The organism is Aldersonia kunmingensis, from assembly GCF_001646865.1.
Taxonomy (GTDB): Bacteria; Actinomycetota; Actinomycetes; order Mycobacteriales; family Mycobacteriaceae; genus Aldersonia; species Aldersonia kunmingensis.
Genome location: NZ_LRRB01000238.1, coordinates 14,728 through 34,300, shown reverse-complemented (window position 1 = coordinate 34,300; position 19,573 = coordinate 14,728). Strand labels below are relative to the sequence as shown.

The 19,573-nt window shown below is 67.1% G+C and carries 16 protein-coding genes; 6 read left to right on the top strand and 10 right to left on the bottom strand.

Going from position 1 to position 19,573, the window contains the following annotated elements; genetic code table 11:
- Positions 1–16 precede the first annotated feature (16 nt).
- From atzF to A8G08_RS18740, 5 genes are read right to left on the bottom strand one after another with little or no spacing between them, the layout of a single operon-like run.
- Entirely contained in the window at positions 17–1,708 is a 1,692-nt protein-coding gene (gene atzF / locus A8G08_RS18760; protein WP_068277523.1) for an allophanate hydrolase, read from the bottom strand.
- Entirely contained in the window at positions 1,705–3,705 is a 2,001-nt protein-coding gene (locus A8G08_RS18755; protein ID WP_068277518.1) for a 5-oxoprolinase/urea amidolyase family protein, read from the bottom strand. Before A8G08_RS18755 ends, atzF begins: the two co-directional genes overlap by 4 nt.
- The gene (locus A8G08_RS18750; RefSeq protein WP_068277515.1) at positions 3,702–4,391 is read right to left on the bottom strand and encodes an urea amidolyase associated protein UAAP2; all 690 of its coding nucleotides are present in this window, start codon (positions 4,389–4,391) and stop codon (positions 3,702–3,704) included. Before A8G08_RS18750 ends, A8G08_RS18755 begins: the two co-directional genes overlap by 4 nt.
- A complete protein-coding gene (locus A8G08_RS18745) occupies positions 4,388–5,293 on the bottom strand; it encodes an urea amidolyase associated protein UAAP1 (protein WP_068277514.1) in 906 nt (301 codons plus the stop codon). The genes A8G08_RS18750 and A8G08_RS18745 overlap by 4 nt, the downstream gene beginning before the upstream one ends.
- A 2-nt stretch (positions 5,294–5,295) precedes the next feature.
- Positions 5,296–6,810, bottom strand: coding sequence for an amino acid permease (locus A8G08_RS18740; protein ID WP_068277511.1), 1,515 nt, complete (start codon positions 6,808–6,810; stop codon positions 5,296–5,298).
- Positions 6,811–6,994: 184 nt separating this feature from the next.
- On the opposite strand from A8G08_RS18740, the gene A8G08_RS18735 reads away from it, so the two are divergent.
- The 4 genes from A8G08_RS18735 to A8G08_RS18720 all read left to right on the top strand — a co-directional run bounded on the left by A8G08_RS18735 (position 6,995) and on the right by A8G08_RS18720 (position 10,239).
- Positions 6,995–8,026 (top strand): putative nucleotidyltransferase substrate binding domain-containing protein, encoded by a 1,032-nt coding sequence (locus A8G08_RS18735; RefSeq protein WP_068277508.1) that lies wholly within the window; start codon positions 6,995–6,997, stop codon positions 8,024–8,026.
- Positions 8,023–8,814, top strand: a complete 792-nt coding sequence (locus A8G08_RS18730; RefSeq protein WP_068277505.1) for a Fic/DOC family protein — start codon at positions 8,023–8,025, stop codon at positions 8,812–8,814. Before A8G08_RS18735 ends, A8G08_RS18730 begins: the two co-directional genes overlap by 4 nt.
- Positions 8,815–9,010: 196 nt before the next feature.
- Positions 9,011–9,466 carry an ATP-binding protein gene (locus tag A8G08_RS18725; protein WP_187344488.1) on the top strand — a complete coding sequence of 152 codons (456 nt, stop codon included), beginning with the start codon at positions 9,011–9,013 and terminating at the stop codon, positions 9,464–9,466.
- On the top strand, positions 9,463–10,239 hold the full coding sequence (locus A8G08_RS18720; RefSeq protein WP_068277504.1) for a SigB/SigF/SigG family RNA polymerase sigma factor: 777 nt from the start codon (positions 9,463–9,465) through the stop codon (positions 10,237–10,239). The genes A8G08_RS18725 and A8G08_RS18720 overlap by 4 nt, the downstream gene beginning before the upstream one ends.
- 53 nt (positions 10,240–10,292) lie before the next feature.
- Here A8G08_RS18720 and A8G08_RS18715 read toward each other — a convergent pair whose 3' ends face one another.
- From A8G08_RS18715 to aceA, 4 genes are all read right to left on the bottom strand, one after another.
- The gene (locus A8G08_RS18715) at positions 10,293–11,330 is read right to left on the bottom strand and encodes an NAD(P)-dependent alcohol dehydrogenase (protein ID WP_068277502.1); all 1,038 of its coding nucleotides are present in this window, start codon (positions 11,328–11,330) and stop codon (positions 10,293–10,295) included.
- Between the two features lie 137 nt (positions 11,331–11,467).
- Positions 11,468–13,807 (bottom strand): 5-methyltetrahydropteroyltriglutamate--homocysteine S-methyltransferase, encoded by a 2,340-nt coding sequence (metE, locus tag A8G08_RS18710; RefSeq protein ID WP_068277499.1) that lies wholly within the window; start codon positions 13,805–13,807, stop codon positions 11,468–11,470.
- A 118-nt stretch (positions 13,808–13,925) separates the two neighbouring features.
- Positions 13,926–14,816 carry a 3-hydroxybutyryl-CoA dehydrogenase gene (locus A8G08_RS18705; protein WP_068277497.1) on the bottom strand — a complete coding sequence of 297 codons (891 nt, stop codon included), beginning with the start codon at positions 14,814–14,816 and terminating at the stop codon, positions 13,926–13,928.
- Positions 14,817–14,899: 83 nt separating this feature from the next.
- Positions 14,900–16,189 carry an isocitrate lyase gene (aceA, locus tag A8G08_RS18700; RefSeq protein ID WP_068277494.1) on the bottom strand — a complete coding sequence of 430 codons (1,290 nt, stop codon included), beginning with the start codon at positions 16,187–16,189 and terminating at the stop codon, positions 14,900–14,902.
- Between the two features lie 386 nt (positions 16,190–16,575).
- Between aceA and A8G08_RS18695 the strand changes: the two genes are divergently transcribed.
- Positions 16,576–16,932, top strand: a complete 357-nt coding sequence (locus A8G08_RS18695; RefSeq protein WP_068277492.1) for a DUF4873 domain-containing protein — start codon at positions 16,576–16,578, stop codon at positions 16,930–16,932.
- On the top strand, positions 16,929–17,702 hold the full coding sequence (locus A8G08_RS18690) for a class I SAM-dependent methyltransferase (RefSeq protein WP_068277491.1): 774 nt from the start codon (positions 16,929–16,931) through the stop codon (positions 17,700–17,702). The genes A8G08_RS18695 and A8G08_RS18690 overlap by 4 nt, the downstream gene beginning before the upstream one ends.
- Before the next feature lie 323 nt (positions 17,703–18,025).
- Here the strand turns inward: A8G08_RS18690 and A8G08_RS18685 are convergent, their stop codons facing one another.
- Entirely contained in the window at positions 18,026–19,561 is a 1,536-nt protein-coding gene (locus A8G08_RS18685) for an ATP-dependent DNA ligase (RefSeq protein WP_068277488.1), read from the bottom strand.
- Between the last annotated feature and the right edge of the window lie 12 nt (positions 19,562–19,573).

The window sequence follows — 19,573 nt, the reverse complement described above, 5'->3', positions numbered from 1 at the left end:
TCCCCGGCCATACCGGCTACGCGGTAGCTACTGCGGCGTGTGCGGCGACCCAGCCGCCGTGCTTCGTGATGTCGACGCCACGGAGCCCCGCGGCGTGGTCACAGCCGAAGCCGGTGAGTCGGCTTCCGTCGTCCAACTCGACCGAGCCGAGCATCATCGGCGCAGGCAGCGCGGCCAGGAAAGCGCCAAGCGCCGCGGGCGACAGCACCCACCGCTCCCCCACGATCTGCGCGCCCCCAGACTCGGTTCGCAGTAGCCCCGGTTTCGGCGGTGTCGTGTCGAGCGCTTTGAGCCGGTAGTTCGGCGCCGTTCGCACAGCACCGGCCCACCGGGCGCCGCGGCTGGTCAGCTCGTGCTCGAGCGGCTGCCCGCGCAGATGCGCACCGAAGACCGCAAGTTCCCGCGCCGGTGCGCCCGCGCGCTCCGGCCACGAGGCCTGCGCTCGATCGAGCCCGAGGATCGCCCGGGCCAGATCTGCCACCACTGCATCGCCGAACGCCTGCGCGAGCAATGTCACGCCGAACTGCGCGGTACCCCGGTCGCCCTCATCGACCGTTCCGGCCGGGATCGCGACCGCGCTCATGTCGAACAGATTGCAGAAGTTGGTGTACGTGCCCATCCGCGAATTCACTCCCACAGGATCGGCCGCAACCTCCGCGATCGTCGGGTGCGCGGGCGCCGTCGGCACCATCAGTGCATCGCAGCCACGCAGCAACGCAAACGCCTCGCGGCGCAGTTCCGCGACCCGGCGGCGGTCCCGTACCAGGTCGGCCGCGGCGAATCGAGCGCCACCGGACACGATGGCGCCAACCGTGGGATCAACCTGCGCGTGCGAATCGGCGGTGCCGATGAACTCACCGACCGCTGCCCACCTCTCGGCGACCAGCGCACCGTCGTAGAGCAGGCGCGCAGCCGCGAGGAAGGGCGCGATATCGATCGGGACGACCTCGATGTCCTGTGCAGTGAGCCCGCGAACGACCCGGTCGAACGCCGCGTGCCACGAATCGTCGAGGGCCGGCAGTTCGGCCGGAATGGCGACGCGGGCGCGCGGTGGCGCGGCGAACGCCATATCGCTCGGCCATGTCCGATCCGGTGCACCGTGCGCCATGGCCGCCATCGCGCCTTCCGCGGTCGGCAGATCGCGCGCGAAAATGGTGACGCAGTCATAGCTTTCGCAGGCGGGGACAACGCCCTCGGTCGAGACCAAGCCAACAGTTGCCTTGATACCGACGATGCCCTGCAAGCCGGCCGGCACGCGACCGGAACCGGCGGTGTCGGTGCCGATCGAGATATCCGCGAAGTCCAGTGCGACCGCGACTGCGGAGCCCGAGCTGGACCCACCCGAAATATGTTCGGGCCGAACCGAATCCCGCACCGCCCCGTAGGGACTGCGGGTTCCGACCAGCCCGGTGGCGAACTGGTCGAGGTTGGTCTTGCCAATGACGACAGCGCCGGCGGCCCGCAGTGCGGCGACCGCGGCGGCGTCACGGACGGGCACGAATGCGTAACCCGGACAAGCCGCAGTGGTCGGCAGTCCGGCGACATCGACGTTGTCCTTAACCGCGAGCACAACTCCGGCGAGTGACCCACCGGCAGCGACCGACGCCTGCCATTCCGCCGCCACCTCCGCCTCCGGTCGCAGGTGCACGAAAACCTCCGTGCGCCCACTCCCCTCGATCCTGCGGTAGATATCGGCAATACGGCTCATACGGGTTCCTTCGATGCTGTGGCGAATTCGCCTGCGGCGGCCCAGCGTTCGCGCTCCCCGGCCCGGGCCAGCTCCATCTTGTCGCGCTTCGCGCCGATGTCGGCGGCATTGTCGGCGAGGAATCGCTCGTGCTGGGCCAGCGAGAATTCGCCCTCGGTGATCTCGATGCTGCCGCGACCGGCGGCGACGTCGGCGCGCAGATCGGCCAACTCTTCGGCCGAGACCGGATACCAGCTGATCCGGTCGAAGAACCGCAGCAGCCAGGGGTGTTCGGGCTCGAAACCGCCGGCGCGCTCGGGATGCCGGTGATTCCACACCTGCGTGGTGCGGCCGACGAACTGATATCCGCCCGGGCCTTCCATGCCGTAGATGCACAGGTACGCGCCGCCGATACCGACGGCGTTCTCCGGCGTCCACGTGCGGGCCGGGTTGTACTTCGTCGTGACCAGTCGGTGCCGGGGATCCAGCGGGGTCGCCACCGGCGCACCGAGATACACGTCGCCGAGACCGAGCACGAGGTACTCGGCGTCATAGACGATCCGGTGCACGTCGTCGACACTGTCGAGGCCGTTCATGCGGCGGATGAACTCGATATTCCACGGGCACCACGGCGCATCCGAGCGCACACCGTGCATGTACCGCTGGATCGCCTCACGGGTGGACGGGTCGTCCCAACTCAGCGGCAGCCGAACAGTGCGACTGGGCACCACGAGTTGCTGGGCCGGCGGAAGTGCGGATTCGGTTTCGGCGAGCAGGTCCGCAACGCTGCGCTGGCTCACGCGTGCCGGGTCGAACTTCACCTGCAGCGAGCGCACGCCCGGCGTGAGGTCGATCAGACCGGCGATGGACTGCTCGGACAGCGCATAGTGCAGGGCGTGCACCCTGGCGCGCAGCGCCAGATCGAGTCGCATGTCGCCGTATTCGACGAGGATGTTGTCGTCGCCCGTGCGCCGGTAGGTGATGTCGGTATCGCCGTCGCTGGTGGTGCCGCGGCCGAGCACGCCGCCGTCCTCGTCGCCACCTGCGGAGATAACGGCGGGAGTCGATGCGCGTCGGGCGGACCCGAATTCGGCTGCGGGCGCGGCATGTTCGGCCCGCACGGGTACGAATCGCACGGTAGCTCCGGGCGCGAGCTGACCGAGCTTCCACCGGTCCGCGGTCGTGACGGTGACCGGGCAGACGAATCCGCCCAGGCTCGGCCCGTCCGGCCCGAGCAGGATCGGGGTGTCACCGGTGAAGTCGAGCGAGCCGACCGAGTAGGCGTTGTCATGGATGTTGGACGGGTGCAGGCCGGCCTCGCCGCCATCGGGGCGTGCCCACTCGGGCTTCGGCCCGATCAGCCGGACGCCGGTGCGGTCGGAGTTGAAATGCACCTCGTAGTCGGTGTTGTAGAGCGTCTCGATATCGGCCGGGGTGAAAAACTCCGGCGCGGAGTGCGGACCGACGGTGACGGCGAGATCCCAACGGGTGGTCAGCGCAGGCTGCTCGTCGGCACCGATCCGCCGGCGCGGACCGGCCGCGGCGCCCGCAACGCGTAACTTGTCCCCGACCTGCAGGGTGCGACCCTCATGGCCGCCGAACTTTCCGAGAGTGAAGGTGGAGGCACTGCCGAGGTACGTCTCCGCTCCGATCCCTCCTGCGATCGCGATGGCGATCCGCAATCCGGGCCCCGCGACCATGCCGATGTCGAGCACCTCGCCCGCGGGCACCAGAATCGGCTGCCACATCGGACGCGAGACCCCGCCGACCGTCACCGGCGACGGCGCGCCCGCTACGCACACCCAAGTATCGGTATCGAAGCTCAGCGCGGGTCCCCCCATGGTCGCCTCGAAACCCGCTGCGCCCTCATCGTTTCCAACCGCGAGGTTGGCCAGGCGGAAGGACAGATCGTCCATCGGCCCCGACGGCGGGACACCCACCTGCCAGTAGCCGATCCGGCCCGGCCAGTCCTGCACGGTGGTGGACATCCCCGGCCGGACGATCTCGACGACGGTCATTTCGAGCCTGCTCCGACAGGACGGGTGACGATCATCCGCACCGGCGTCGGGTCGAAACCGTTGCACGGGTTGTTGATCTGCGGGCAATTCGAGACGAGCACGAGGGTGTCGATATCCGCTCGCAGAGCGAGACGCTTTCCGGGAGCGGACAATCCATCGACGATGCCGAGTGCACCGTCCGGGTCCACCGGCACGTTCATGTAGAAGTTGACGTTGCTGACCATGTCGCGCTTCGTGAGTCCCCAGCGCGCGCCCTCGCCGATGAAGTTCTCCACGCAGGCGTGCTGGTGCTTGGTCTGGTGCCCGTAGCGCAGCGTGTTCGATTCCTGCGAGCAGGCGCCGCCGATGGTGTCGTGGTTGCCCACCTCATCGCCGACAATCGTCATCATCGCCGCACCGTCCGCGTCGCGCAGAACGCTACCGGCGCTCAGAAAGATGTTGCCCTGCATGGCAATTGTGACAGCGGCGCTGTACCGCACGGTGTGGTCTGCACCGCCGTAGAAAAGCGTGTCCACGGCCTGGTTGCCGCACAGGTCGACGATCGTGAGCACGTCACCGGCGGCAACGATCGCGGACCACGGCGCCCGCGCCGCGACAATCTCGTCGAGGATCACGTCGCCGGGCACCAATGCGAGGGACTCCGCGGCGACTGTGGCGAAGTCGGTGGCGGCGAGATCGGTGCTCATCGGAACTCCTCGGTGGTTTGGGGCTTCGCTTCGCTCAGCGAGGGGTGGGCGGCGTGCCAGACGTCCTCGGAATTGCCGAAGGCCCGTTGGTATTCCGGATCGGTGTCGTCGATGCGGCGCGCCAGATCGGCGAGGTCACCCGGCGCCGACCACGCCAGCACCTCCACCGAACCCACCGAGAAGACCGGCGAGGGATCGAGTGGGTGGGCGGAGTTCGCGACCGCGACCACGATCGGCAGGTGCACGAGCAGGTCCACGTAACTGCCCGCGTCGGCGTTCCCGGTCGAGACCATCGTGCCGTCCTGATCGACACGCACACCGTGGAAGAACGAGAGAGTCGGCGGTACATCGCGGCGGGTGAGTCCGTGCTTCAGCGCCGCCAGAACCAGCAGCTCCCGCCCCGCCGGCGAGCCCGATTCCGGCTCGCCCGCACCGTATTTCGCGGTGTTGCCGGCCAGGGTCGTGGTGCCGCACAGCGCGTCGTGCCGACCGGAGGTATCCGCGACCACGGTGGCGAGCACGTTGCCCTGATCGGACAGCAGCGGATGTCCGGCGCCGAGGTACGCCTGCCACGGCACCTTCACCGTGTCGGCGACATTGAGCCGCTCCCACGGCGCGTCGGCCCGCCAGGCCATGATGTTCGCGCAGCCGGTGCCGTGCACATCGCGCAGCCGCAACCGTGTGCCGCGGCCGAGCACCTTCGCTGTGTAGCGTCCGCCGGGCACGGTTTCCGCCCAGGTCAGCAGGGCGGCGTCGACGTCGGCCGGCGGAGTGGGCCATTTGCTGGCGGGCACGACCGGCATCGAGTCGGTGATCGTGCCGGCCTGCGCGCGGGCATGCGCGCGGGCGCCGGCGGTAGTCGACGTGCCGGCTTCGCCGGCGGTGGTCGCGGTGCTGGTCATGCTCAGGCTCCGATCGTGACGGGCTTGGGATGAGTCCTCTTGCGGGGGAAGCACAGCGCGCCCGCCACGATCACGGCGACGATCGAGATCGGTCCGGCCCACTGCAGGATGGGGTATTCGCCCGTGGGGTTGAAGATTTCGGCGCGCGGCCAGGACAGGTTGACGATCATCAGCGCGCCGTAGCCGACCGCGAGGATGTTCACCGGGATGCCGAGCCGGCCCAGCGAGAAGAGCGGGCGCCCTTCGGCGTCGACGACGTTGCTCTGCGCCGGCCAGCCCTTCAGACGCTGGTACAGCAACGGCGCCGTGACGGTCAGGTAGGCCAGGTAGATCAGGATGATGCAGACGCTGGCCAGCGTCGTGAAGATGGCCGAGTTGCCGACGTTGATCACCAGGATGCCGATGCAGACCAGGCCGATGAGCACGGACGGCCAGATCGGGGTGCCGGTGTGCGGGTTGACCCGAGACAGCACCTTCGAGGCCGGCAACCGCTCGTCGCGTGCCATCGAGAACATCAGGCGCGAGCAGGCAGTCTGAATTGCCAAGGTGCAGATCGTGATTGCGATGCACACATCGATCAGCAGCACCGTGCCCCACGGGGAGCTGAGCACGCTGTCGAGCACGTAGGGCAGGCCCTCGGATGCGAGCCGTCCGTCGGTCAGGCTCGGTGCCGCCATCAATGCGCCGAGGAGCATCAGACCGCCGCCGAGCGCGGAGACCGACAGCGCGAGGCGAATAGTGCGCGGCGCGACGCGACGCGGGTTCTTGGTTTCTTCGGCAAGTTCGCCGGCCGAACCGAAGCCGACCATCACGTAGGCGGCCATCAGGCCGGACATGATCCAGGCCCAGATGTAGCCGGGCTGCTCACCGGGGGTTCCGGTGTCGAAGACGACGTCCGGACCGCGCTGAGCGTGGGTGAAGAACACGCCGATCACCGCGATAACGCCGATCAGTTCGCACACGACGCCGACGGTGTTGACCCGGGACATCCATTTCACGCCAAGACAATTGATGATCGTGGTGATGACCAGCAGCACCGAGCCGAGCAGCACCGCGTTCTGTGCACCGCTGGGCGAGGTGAGGTCGGTGTCCTCCCCGATAACCTGGAACCCGCCCCAGATCGAGGGCAGTACCACCTGCAACGCGATGGCCGCGGCGGAGGCGGTGACCATCTGCGCGAGGATCATGAACCAGCCACCGAACCAGCCGATCACCTCACCGCCGACGCGGCGCGACCACTGGTAGATGGCGCCCGAGATCGGGTAGCGCGCGGCGAGTTCGGCGAAGCAGAGCGCAACGAAGAACTGACCCAGGAACACTGCGGGCCACGTCCAGAAGAAGGCCGGACCACCGAACCCGAAACCCAGCCCGAACAGCTGGAAGATCGTGGTGAGGATGGAAACGAAGGAGAAGCCGGCGGCAAAGGACTCGAACTTTCCGAGCGAACGGTGCAGCTGCTGGTCGTACCCGAACTCCGAAAGGTCGTCGCGATCATCAGCGGTAGCGGTGGTGGTCATATGTTCCCTCTGGGAGTCGGGAATCGGCTGGTGAACGGGTCGAAGGAGTCGGCGTCGAGCCCTTTTACCTGTCGGTCGATAGATTCTCGCGCCACTATGACCACGCTGTCACGCGAAAGTTAGAGCTGTGTTACGCGACGTAAGAGCTTGATGTCCCCGGCAGTCCGACTGCCACAATCACCGCATGTCTCTCGAGCCGGGCTTCGACGACGCACGCGATCGTGCGGCCGGGGCCGCCGACGAGCGCGACCTTTCCGACGCGCTGCAGCTCGGCCGCGCCGCGGTCATCGCGGCCGTATCCGCGCATGCCCCGGCCACCCGCCTGGCCACCTCCTGGTCCGCGCTGGTCCGGGCCACCGTCACGGCCGCCGCCCGGATCGTCACCGCGGCCGCCCCGATCGACTGGGATTTCCAGGTATCGGGCAGCACCGGGCGCGGCGAGGCACTGCCCGGCTCGGATATCGACTCCTTGCTCGTGCTCGCGGACACCGAGTCCGGACGACTGCGGGAAGCAACCGACCGCGCCGCCGAGGTACACGCACTGCTCGAACGACTCGGCCTGCACGGTGACGACAAGGGTGCGTTGGCAAGCCGCAACCGATTCTGCCGAACCGAGCGCGAATGGCTGGCGGGCATCGAGACGTGGACCGCCGACCCACGCGCGGATCGGGGAGTCGTCATGACCGGCCTGCTCGCGGACGCGGTGAGTGCCGCGGACCCGGACGCGGCGAGCCCCCTACGCGCCGGTATCGCTGCCGCAGTGCAGCGGCAGCCCGACAGCCGGCGGCTCATGCTGCAGGACGCCACCGCCCAGCGGGCCGGGATCCCCGGCCGACTCCGGGTATTCGCGACCGGGGACGACGTCATCGACCTGAAGTCGGCAGCGCTCGAGCCACTAGTGGCGATCGCCCGCTGGGCGTCCCTTAGCGTCGGCTCGACCGACGTCTCGACGATCGATCGGCTGCACGCGGCCGCCGGCACGGAACGACTGTCGGAGGCGGACTCGCAGACCCTGCGGGAGTGCTACGCGATCCTCACCCGATTGCGCTGGCGCTACCGGGCCAAGGACTGGATCGAGGGCCGCGGCGGCGACGACCGAGTGGCGCTGTCATCCATGTCGCCACAGGACCGCGCGACGCTGCGGGCCCTCGGCGGGGAGGTCGCGGGCGTGCGCCGCAAGCTTGCCTATCTCTCGACGACGGCCGCGTTCGGGTGACCGGCCCGGCGCTGCCGCATGCGCTCACCCAGACGATCGCCGCCGAGCGGTTCGAGGGCTGGCAGCCGACCGATGAGCATGTCGACGATCTGTGTGCCCTGCTCGCGGGCTCCACCAACTACGGCGACTACCTCGCGAAGTATCTGGTCCGCCATGTCGATCCGCCCGGCACGAGGACCCGTCCGGCGCTGTTCGCGCGGCGGCGTCCCTACTTGTGGCCGGGAACGACGGTGCTGCGCAACAACTTCGCAGTGCGCACCGGAGCACCGCTGCGCGACCTCGAGTTCGTTGCGACGGCCGGCCGGCTCGCGCAGTTCCACGCCAGGATCGCAGCCGGAAGCGTCTCCGCCGACGACCTCGATCTGCACGCACTGCATCAGCATGTTTTCGCCGACGTCTATCCCTGGGCGGGCCATCTGCGGATCACCGAACTGCGCCGGGGCTCGAGCAACTTCGCCGCGGTAGACGATCTCGACGAAAGGCTGGCGGAACTCGACGCGCTGACGGCAACGTTTCTCGCCGAGCCGCCCGATATCGCCGGAATCGGCTACTGGCTGTCACGGCTGTACGCCGACTACAACCACGCTCACCCGTTTCGCGAGGGCAACGGCCGCACCGGGAATCTGTACCTCCACCTCGTCGCGCATCTGGGCGGCCACCGACTGTTTCTGGACCGGGTGACCCGCGAGGAATGGATCGCTGCCGCGCGGGATTCGATGCCGCTGCGTCGCAACGGCCGACCCAATCACCGGCCATTTCTCGCGTTATTCGCGCGCGCCCTCGACTGACGGCCACCCGATACGGCAGCGGTATCGATGTGCGTACAGTCACAGCAGGTTAGGACACGATTAGTATTGGTTTGTCCGGGTATTACATCGGCATGTCCGGATCTAGTACAGACAGCAGCCCGCAACCGATTCCGACCGCGCGAGACGAATGCACCAAGGTGTCGCAGGCGCAGCTGCAGGACACAAGGTGGTAGCAGTGGCTCTGCAAGATACCGACGCGGCAGTCGAGTTGCGGGTTCGGTCGGACCCCGGGCAGCTCGGAGTGATCCGGGCAGTAGCGGCGACCATGGCCGCGCAGTGCGACTTCGATCTCGACGAAATCGCCGATATTCGGCTCGCCGCAGATGAGGCCGCGTCGTTCCTCATCGTCCGGGCGCAGCCGAATGTGCAGTTGATCTGCAAGTTCCTCGTCCAGCCAGGGCGGCTGGAAATGTCGATCAGCTCGGCCATCAACGAGACGGTGCCGCCCAGCCAGCGTGGTTTCGGCTGGCACGTGCTGACCACACTCACCGACTCCGCGGACCTGCATCAGGCTCCGAGCTCCGACGGTGTCGGCGGATACCTGTCCACCATCGAGTTCAGCAAGCGATCGATCGTCGGTGCCGATCTGTCCATGGATGGTGAGCCCAGCACTGGCGGCGGCCCAGCGTGAGCCCGGAACGCTCCACGAGACAGCCCGACGAGTACGCCGACGTCAAGGAACGATTCGCAGAGATCGCAAGTCTGGACCCCGATGATCCGCAGCGGGGACGTCTGCGGGATGAACTCGTCACCCGTTGTCTTCCGCTCGCCGAGCACATAGCCCGCCGTTTCGACGGGCGCGGCGAGGCACACGACGATCTGGTCCAGGTGGCCCGCGTCGGCCTGGTCAACGCCGTCGATCGATTCGACGTCACCCGCGGCTTCGACTTCGTGTCGTTCGCGGTGCCCACGATCATGGGCGAGGTACGCCGACATTTCCGCGATACCGGCTGGGCAGTGCGCGTCCCGCGCAGGATGAAGGAACTGCACCTCGCGTTGAGCAAGGCCACCGGCGAGATGTCCCAGCGGCTCGGCCGCTCCCCCACGGTCTCCGAACTCGCCGCCGAACTCGGGCTCGACCCCGAGGACGTCACGCAGGGCTTGATCGCCGGCAATGCGTACCAGACGATCTCGGTGGACCGCCCGTCCACCGACCGCAGCGAGGAAATGTCACTCGTCGACACCCTCGGCGATTACGACGCCGCGCTGGAGAACGTGGAAAACCACGAGTCGCTGCGACCCCTGCTCGCCGCGCTGCCCGAGCGGGAACGAACCGTGGTGCTGCTGCGCTTCTTCGGCAACATGACGCAGACGCAGATCGCCGAGAAGCTCGGGATCTCGCAGATGCACGTGTCCCGGCTGCTGTCCCGGACCCTCGCGCAATTGCGCAAGGAACTCACCTAGTCAGCTGGGTTCCCGCGGGCGCAGTGCTCGCGGGAACCCGCTGGCTGGAGCCGTTAGATGGTCGCCGTGTCGATGACGAATCGGTAGCGTACGTCGCTGGCAACCGCCCGGTCGTAGGCCTCGTCGATCTTGTCGGCAGAGATCACTTCGATCTCCGCGACGATGCCGTGCTCGGCGCAGAAGTCGAGCATTTCCTGGGTCTGCGCGATGCCGCCGATCATCGATCCGGCCAGCGAGCGACGGCCGTTGGTGAGCGAGCTGACGCGCACGCTGATCGGCTTCTCCGGGATACCGAGCTCGACGAGGGTGCCGTCGATGGCGAGCATTCCCATGTACTTGTCGATATCGAGGTTGACGGAGACGGTGTTGATGATCAGGTCGAACCGCTTGCGCAGCTTCTTGAACGTGTCCGGGTCGCTGGTCGCGTAGTAATCCTCGGCGCCGAACCGCAGGCCGTCGTCCTTCTTGCTCAGCGACTGGCTCAGCACCGTGACATCGGCGCCCATCGCCTTGGCGATCTTCACACCGACATGCCCGAGGCCGCCCATGCCGACAATCGCGACGCGAGTGCCCTGACCGACAGCCCAGTTTCGCAGCGGCGAGTACAGCGTGATGCCGGCGCACAGCAGCGGCGCGGCGGCATCGAGCGGAATCTCCTCCGGAATCGAGAGCACGAACTCTTCGGTGACCACGATCTGCGTGGCGTAGCCGCCGAAGGTGTGCCCCTCGGGCAGGCGCCCGTTGTAGGTCGGCAGAGCGCCCTTGCGGCAGAACTGCTCGTCACCGTCCTGGCACGGCTCGCACTCGCCGCACGAATCGATCAGGCAGCCCACGCCGACCCGGTCACCAGGACGGTGGGTCGTCACATCGGAGCCGACCGCAGCGACGATGCCGGCGATCTCGTGTCCCGGCACGCAGGGGTACTGTGTGCCGCCCCACTCGTTGCGGGCGGTGTGGATGTCGGAGTGACAGATCCCGGAGTACTTGATATCGATCAGCACGTCCGTGGGACCGAGCTCACGACGCTCGATGGTGATCTTCTCGAAGGGGGCGTCGGGCGCGGAAACGGCGTAAGCGGCGGCAGAGCTCATGGGTCTTCTCTACCTAACGATCGTTAGCTCTGCAAATCGTGCGCAACCGCGCATTGACGCACGTCGCCGCACCAAAAGATCGCGATCCGCACACGCTATGCGTATGCGGATCGCGAAAGGGTGTGCGGCCGAAGGGCTCATTGCTGCGCCCGCTCGGCTTCCTCCGCGCGTCGCCGCAAACGGCGGGCGGCGGCCACCAGGTTGCGAAGTGACGGTTCCAACTGCCAGTGGTATCGGGTCTTGAGCCCGCCGTCGGGGTTGGCCCACAGCCGGTCGAGGTCGATCGACTCGGCCGCCTCGGTCAGCCGCGCGTCGAGTTCGTCGATGTCCGGGATCCGCGCCGAGCGACTCTCGTAGACACCCGGCCCGACACCGTGCGTGAGGGGGGTGCCCTCGGCCTTGTCGTCCTTCAGCGCCTCGAGGACCCATTCGATCGAGCGCGTCGCGATGATCGCGGTGACGTCGGCATCGAGTTCCTCGATCGCCTCCACCACCTGCGCCTGACCCGAGTAGCCGATATGCGTATGGATCTGGGTCTCCGGCTTGACGCCCGAGGTGGCCAGCTTGAACGCGCCGACCGCCCAGCGCAGGTACTCCTCGCGGCCCTTGTCGCGCAGCGGGAGCAGCTCACGAATGGCGGGCTCGTCCACCTGGATGATGGCGATACCGGCCTTCTCCAGATCGATCAGCTCGTCACGGAGGGCGAGCGCGACCTGATCGGCTGTCTCGTACAGCGGCTGGTCCTGACGCACGAACGAGCGCGCGACCATCGTCACCGGACCGGTGACCATGCCCTTGACCGGCTTTTCGGTCAGCGACTGGGCAAAGGTCAACCACTCCACCGACATCGGGGCGGGCCGCGACACGTCGCCGTAGATGATCGGCGGGCGCACGCTGCGCGAGCCATACACCTGCACCCAGCCGAAGTGGGTGGTGGCGAAGCCGTCGAGCAGCTCGGCGAAGTACTGGATCATGTCGTTGCGCTCGTGCTCGCCGTGCACCAGCACGTCGAGTCCGATGTCTTCCTGCAGCCGGATCGTGTTCTCGATCTCGACCTGGACGCGCTTGTAGTAGTCCTCCCACGAGAGGCGTCCCTCGCCTAGCTCGTAACGCGCCTTCTTGATCGCGTCGGTCTGTGGGAACGAACCCAGCGTCGTTGCCGGCACCTTGGGCAGGTTCAGCTTCGCCTGCTGTGCCGCGCGGCGAACCTCGTACGGCTCGCGCTCGCGCATCTCGGGCTTGACCGCATAGACCCGCTGACGCACCGCGTGCTTCTGCTTGAAGTGCACTTCCTTGGGCCGCTTGCGCCACTTCTCCGACGGGCCCTCCGTGAGCGCCTTCGCCAGCGAAACGACCTCGCCGACCTTCTGCTTGGCGAACGCGAGGCGATCGGCGACGTTGCCGTCGATGTCGTACTCCGCGAGCACGTCGTAGGGCACGTGCAGCAGCGTCGTGCCGGTGGACACCACTAAGTCGGGGCACACCTTGGCCAGCTCGTTGAGGTACTCGAGGGTGACGTATTGGTCTGCGCGCCAGACGTTTTGGCCGCTGATCACGCCGGCGTAGAGCCGCTTGCGCTTGATGCCCGGAATCTTCGCGAGCTTCTCCGGGCGGATCCGGTAGCTCGCAAGGTCGAGACCGATGGCCTCCACCTTGGATGCGGCAAGAATCTCGAGCGCCTCACCGAAGTCGCCGTACTGCCCAGTGACGAGCATGCGGGGGCGCAGCGCCGAGGTTGACAGCCGCTGGTAGGCCCGCTCGAACGCCGCGAGCTCCTCCGGGGTCCGTTCGCTGGTGAACATCGGCTCGTCGAGCTGCACGCAGGTCGCGCCGCGCTTGGCGAGGATCTCGAAGAGCTGCTCGTACACCGGCAGCAGCTTGTCGAGCAGGCTCAGCTTGTCGAAGCTGCTCTGGTCCACGCTGCCGAGCTCGATCGACGAATCGGCCGGGCCGACCTTGGACAGCAGCAGCAGCGACACCGGTCCGATAACGACCGGGCGCAGCTCGATACCGCGCGCCAGCGAGCGGTCGAACTCATCGAGCAGGTCCTCTGGATGCAGCGAGAACTCGGTGCTCTCGTCGACCTCGGGCTGCCGGTAGTGGTAATTGGTGCCGAAGAACCGCACCAGTTCCAGCGGCGGGAAATCGGGCTTGCCGCGCGCCAGGGTGAAGTAGAAATCGAGCGGGTCCATGGTCTCGCGCAGCGGCTTGAATCGCGACGGGACCGCGCCGAAAAGCAGCGCGTTGTCGAGGACGTGGTCGTAGAGGGAAAACCAGTTGCCCGGTACCTGAGTCAGGCCGGTGGCAGCGAGCTCAGAGATGGTGTCATCGGCGATATCGCGCGCGACGGCGAGCAGCTCATCCTTGCTGCGCGAGCCGTGCCAGTAGCCCTCGAGGGCGTACTTCAGCTCGCGATGTGCACCGATACGCGGGTAACCGAGAACGCTGGACCCGAATCCGTCGACGACGTTGGCCATATCCCGTTCCTCCTGAGAACGCTGCGTGCCCGTGCGCGGTATACCGATTTCGAGTGTGCCGCGCCGGAGGGCACAGCGTCACTCGATCGAATCGGGACCACGCACGGGCACGAGTGGTTTACTTCGCGACGCGCCCGTTCTTCTCCGTGTACTGGTAGAAGCCGGCGCCGGTCTTCTTGCCGAGCAGCCCGGCCTCGACCATCCGCATGAGCAGCGGCGGGGGCGAGTAGAGCGGCTCCTTGAACTCGGCGTACATCGAGTCGGCGATCGACTTCACCGTGTCGAGCCCGACCAGATCGGTCAGCGTGAGCGGGCCCATCGGATGCGCGAGGCCGAGGACGATCGCCTTGTCGACGTCTTCCTTGGTCGCGAATCCGGACTCCACCATGCGGATGGCCGAGAGCAGGTAGGGCACCAGCAGTGCGTTCACGACGAAGCCGGAACGGTCGGCGGACCGGACGACCTGCTTGCCGAGCACCTCGGCGGCGAAGCGCTCCGCGCGCTGCGACACCGCGGGGCTGGTCTTGAGCGTCGTGACCAGCTCGACGAGCGGCAGCACTGGAACCGGGTTGAAGAAGTGCATGCCGATCACACGCTCGGGCGACTTGGTCGAGATGCCCAGCTTCATGATCGGGATGGACGAGGTGTTCGAGGCGAGCACCGCGTCCGGGTCGGTGACGACCTGGTCGAGCTCGGTGAAGATGTCGGTCTTCACCTTCTCGTCCTCGACGACGGCCTCCACGACAAGCTGCCGGTCGGCGAAATCGCCGAGATCGGAGGTGAAGCGCAGCCGCCAGGCAGCCTGCTCCCGCTCGCGCTCGGTGATCTTTCCGCTGCTGACGCCCCGGTCGAGCGAACGCAGGATGCGGGACCGGCCCGCCGCGGCGAGCTCACGGTTCTGCTCGTACATCAGCACGTCGACGTGTGCGCGTGCGCACACCTCGGCAATGCCCGCACCCATTTGTCCGGCGCCGATGACGCCGACCCGTTGAATCTTTTCGCTGGTCACGGCAGCTCCTGTCGGTGGAAGAACGGGCGCGAAGGCACAGCTTCTTCGTTGCTATGCCCCCGCGCCCGCGAGGTGTCTTCGATTTAGTGGAACTGGCCCTCTTCGGTGGAGCCCTTCAGCGCCGCCGTGGAGGTGTTCGGGTCAACGGTGGTGGCGATGCTGTCGAAGTAGCCGGCGCCAACCTCGCGCTGGTGCTTGACGGCGGTGAAGCCACGCTCGGCAGCAGCCTTGAACTCGCGCTCCTGCAGGTCGACGAACGCGGTCATGCCCTCGCGGGCGTAGCCGTGCGCCAGGTCGAACATGCCGTAGTTGAGCGAGTGGAAGCCGGCCAGGGTGATGAACTGGAACTTGAAGCCCATCGCGCCGAGCTCACGCTGGAACTTCGCGATGGTCGCGTCGTCCAGGTGCGCCTTCCAGTTGAAGGAAGGCGAGCAGTTGTACGCCAGCAGCTGGTCCGGGAACTCGCTGCGGACGGCCTCGGAGAACTTCTTCGCAACCTCGAGATCCGGCACACCGGTCTCCATCCAGATGAGGTCGGAGTACGGGGCGTAGGCCTTGGCACGCGCGATGCAGGGCTCGATGCCGTTCTTCACGCCGTAGAAGCCCTCGGCGGTACGGGTGCCGTCCAGGAACTCACGATCGCGCTCATCGACGTCGGAGGTCAGCAGCGTGGCAGCCTCGGCGTCGGTACGAGCGATGACGACCGTCGGGACACCGGCGACGTCGGCCGCGAGACGCGCCGAGGTCAGGGTGCGGATGTGCTGCTGGGTCGGGATGAGCACCTTGCCACCGAGGTGGCCGCACTTCTTCTCCGACGCGAGCTGGTCCTCCCAGTGCGAACCGGCGACGCCGGCCGCGATCATGGCCTTCTGCAGCTCGTAGACGTTGAGCGCGCCACCGAAGCCGGCCTCACCGTCAGCGACGATCGGGGCGAGCCAGTTGTCGACCGAGGTGTCACCCTCGACCTTGGCGATCTCGTCGGCACGCAGCAGCGCGTTGTTGATGCGACGCACGACCTGCGGAACCGAGTTGGCCGGGTAGAGGCTCTGGTCCGGGTAGGTGTGGCCGGACAGGTTCGCGTCACCGGCGACCTGCCAACCGGACAGGTAGATGGCCTTCAGGCCGGCGCGAACCTGCTGCACGGCCTGGTTGCCGGTGAGGGCGCCCAGCGAGTTGATGTAGTCCTCGTTGTTGACGAGATCCCAGAGGATCTCCGAGCCACGACGAGCGAGGGTGGCCTCCTCGACAACAGTGCCCTGCAGCTTGACGACCTGCTCGGCCGTGTAGTTGCGGGTGGTGCCCTTCCAGCGCGGGTTGGTGTCCCAATCCGCCTGGATTTCCGCAGCAGTTTTCGGGGTGCCGACCGTCGACATCTCTGCTCCACTCTCTCTTCGATACCCGCCAGTAGGTGGCGTGCTTCACAGCCTTGCGAGGCTTGTCTCGGTTACGGATCAAGTCTGGCACAAGCAAAAACCCCTTACGACCTGTTGCTAATGCCAACATTCGCTATCTTTTCAACCCCGTTTGCAAAGGTTGCTAAGTTCGCGCAGGTCAGTAGGTTGACTAAAGTTACCTGCGAGTAGGGCTTTTTCGCAGGTAGCACGCGGTTTCACCTCACGCCTCGATCCGCCAACGCGGTGAGGTTTCCGCGGACCATTCGGCGGCTGGCCAAGTGCCTCGCGAGCCCGGTTTGTGAGCGCATTCACACCGCCTCAAACGGGGATAGCCGTAACTCGAGGTCATAGGTAGAGTCGCGCTTGTGGCGCCGATCACCGAATCTGTCGGGTCAGGTCCCAGCGAGGCCGACTTCGAGGGTCCCGCGTTCGTCCTGCTCGACGACGCCGAAGTCCCAGTCACCATCGCTCTGCACGGAATGGTGCAGCCCATCGACGGCGTCTTTCGCTGGTATGGCCGCATCCAGCCCTCCGCCGAACTCGACGCCGCAATCGGCACCGGCAATCGGCCGGGTCGGCTGCGAACCTCGTTCGGATCCGCCGATGCCGTTTTCGGCGACCGCGATTTCTGGGATCGTTACCGCGTGACCGGAAACAGCCGCCCGCCGTTCCCTACTCCGTTCGATTCCACCGTCACCGACAACACCGAGGCGCCTAGGTGACCGCATCGATGCCCGGTGTCGAGGCGGTTCGCGCGCTTCTGCACCCGGCGCAGCTGCGCGAAACGGTCTCCACCTCCGGCGGATACCTCGACGTTCTCGCAGCCGGCGAAGCGCCCGCCGAGCCCGAGCGGCACAGCTTCGCCTACAACGCGATGCACAGCCAGGCGCTGGCCACGGTGTACGAGCGGGCCTGGCGTCCGCTCGCTTTCACGCTGGCCACCGGGCTGACAACGTCCACCGAGCGCCGCAATGCTGTTGCCGACCTGCACCTGAGCGGCGAACAGCGCGTGCTCGACGTGGCGTGCGGCCCCGGCAACTTCACGCACTACCTATCCGAGCGGCTCAGCGGCGACGGGGTCGCGGTCGGATTCGATATCTCGAAGCCGATGCTGCGCCGTGCCGTCGCGGACAACTCGGGAGCGCGGGTCGGATATGTCCGCGGCGACGCCGGGCGGCTGCCATTCGCGGACAACACCTTCGACGCCGTGTGCTGCTTCGGCGCGCTGTACTTGATGCCCGACCCGTTCACCGCACTGGACGAGATGGTTCGTGTCTTGGCGCCGGGCGGCCGCATCGCAATCATGACCAGCTACCAGGGCGACGTCTCCGCGCTTCGCCCGGCCGTGAGGGCTGGCAGCGGCTTGATCGGCCTGCGCGTATTCGGCCGCGACACGATCCCGGATGTTTTCGCGGGGGCGGGCCTGACGGATGTCGAGCAGCGATTGCGGCGGGTCGTGCAGTACGTGAACGCGACCAAGCCGCAGAGCTAGCACCCACGCGCACATTTCCACGTCAGCGCGCACGCCCAGGCGTGCGCGCTGACCTGAATCCGTGCGCGTTCAATGGGTGCACGGTCGACGCGCCGGCCACGCCGGACCGCTCAGCCCGCGGATCCAAGAGCAATGAACGTCCGTGAACACTCTTCGCACCCTGGCACGGGATCCCGCCCATTCTCTCGAAAAGTGTGTGCTCGCGTTCACTCGCCACCTGACCGTGCACCTGCCGGGACGACAGAGCGGGACTGCATCAACGCGCACCTGTCGGGTAGTCGCGCACGCCCAGGCATGCGCGGTCGCACGAAAACGGTGCGCGATCAGCGCGTAGGCAGCAGCGCCCGCACCGCATCGATCGTGTCGGCCTGCTCGACGATCTTGTCCGGGCGATAGCGCAGGACCCGGGCGAACCGCAGGGCGACGCCGCCGGGATACCGCGTGGATACCTGCACCCCGTCGAGTTCGATCTCCACGACCAGGACCGGATGCAGATAGACCGTGCCCGCGTCGCGCTCGCGTTCGTGCCGCGGGAACTCCTCGGTCTGCCATTGGAGCAACTGGTCGGTAAGCCCCTTGAAGGTCTTGCCGACCATGATCGGCGGGCCGCCGTTCGGATCGGCCGCGCCCAAGTGCAGATTCGACAGGTAACCGGTTCGGCGGCCGTATCCCCATTCGGCCCCGAGCACGATCAGGTCGAGGGTGTGCTCGGGCTTGATCTTCTGCCAAGCCTTGCCGCGGCGCCCGGCGGCGTAGGGCGAGGTCAGCGATTTCACCATGACACCCTCGTGGCCGCCCGCGAGCGCTGCATCGAAATGCGCCGCGGCTTCGGATTCGTTGGGCCGCAACAGCGACGGGATCCGGTTCTCCCCCGCCACCCGGTCAAGCGCCTCGAGCCGCACGGACAAAGGCTCATCGAGCAGGTCGACGCCATCGAGGTACAGGCAGTCGAAGAAGTACGGCTGCAGCAGCAGTGCTCGCATCTCACCCGGTTCGGCACCGGCAATGTCCGCGCCGAAGCGCTGCATCGTCTCCTGGAACGGGCGCGGGCGGCCGGAGTCGGTGAGTGCCAGCGTCTCGCCATCGAGAACGACAGAGTCACAGGGTAGTTCGCGCACCCGCTCGACGAGCTCCGGCACAGTCGCGGTGATCTCCCGCAGGGTCCGGGTGAAGACACGCACCTCATCACCGTTGCGGTGCACCTGAATTCGCGCGCCGTCGAGCTTGAATTCGACGCTGATATCGCTGCCGAGATCAGCGAGCGCGGCCTCGAGCGATTCGGCGGGGGATGCGAGCATCGGCCGGACCGGCCGGCCCACCTCGAGCCGGATCTCGGCCAGTCCCTCCGCGCCGCGGTCCAATGCGATTGCGGCCGTTGCCGATAGCCGACCCGAAAGCATGAATGCCCGGCGCACGTCTGCCTGGGGGACTCCCGACGCTGCCGCGACAGCGTCGGCCATGATGCCTTCCAGCGCGCCCTGCCGGAGTTCGCCGGTGAGCAGTCGAATCAGGAACTCCTGCTCGGGTGCGGTAGCTGCACCGAACAACGAGCCGAGCACCGCCTGCCGCCGGGCAACCGATCCGGCGCCCGTCGCGCCAACAAGATCGGTGAGTAGTCGATCGACATCACCGACGGAGAGTGACGCCTCCGCGGCCGGTTCGCCCCGCGCCGCGGCGAGCGTGCGCCACCCAGTCCCCGTCCGACCCTGCCGCGGAGCGCCGGCCAACCACGCCACCGCCGGTTCGACCTCGTCGGTTGCGAGTTCGCCGAGCAGCCGCGCAAGAAGCTCGATCTTCGCGCGGCGGGAGCGAGTCTCGCCGAGCGCGGCCGACGTCGCGACCACATTCGCGAGCAGCATGTTTCGACGGTA

Excerpts from the sequence above, each read along its gene's own strand:
- atzF (WP_068277523.1), bottom strand. The coding sequence starts at position 1,708 with ATGAGCCGTATTGCCGATATCTACCGCAGGATCGAGGGGAGTGGGCGC.
- A8G08_RS18755 (WP_068277518.1), bottom strand. The coding sequence starts at position 3,705 with ATGACCGTCGTCGAGATCGTCCGGCCGGGGATGTCCACCACCGTGCAG.
- A8G08_RS18750 (WP_068277515.1), bottom strand. The coding sequence starts at position 4,391 with ATGAGCACCGATCTCGCCGCCACCGACTTCGCCACAGTCGCCGCGGAG.
- A8G08_RS18745 (WP_068277514.1), bottom strand. The coding sequence starts at position 5,293 with ATGACCAGCACCGCGACCACCGCCGGCGAAGCCGGCACGTCGACTACC.
- A8G08_RS18740 (WP_068277511.1), bottom strand. The coding sequence starts at position 6,810 with ATGACCACCACCGCTACCGCTGATGATCGCGACGACCTTTCGGAGTTC.
- A8G08_RS18735 (WP_068277508.1), top strand. The coding sequence starts at position 6,995 with ATGTCTCTCGAGCCGGGCTTCGACGACGCACGCGATCGTGCGGCCGGG.
- A8G08_RS18715 (WP_068277502.1), bottom strand. The coding sequence starts at position 11,330 with ATGAGCTCTGCCGCCGCTTACGCCGTTTCCGCGCCCGACGCCCCCTTC.
- metE (WP_068277499.1), bottom strand. The coding sequence starts at position 13,807 with ATGGCCAACGTCGTCGACGGATTCGGGTCCAGCGTTCTCGGTTACCCG.
- aceA (WP_068277494.1), bottom strand. The coding sequence starts at position 16,189 with ATGTCGACGGTCGGCACCCCGAAAACTGCTGCGGAAATCCAGGCGGAT.
- A8G08_RS18685 (WP_068277488.1), bottom strand. The coding sequence starts at position 19,561 with ATGCTGCTCGCGAATGTGGTCGCGACGTCGGCCGCGCTCGGCGAGACT.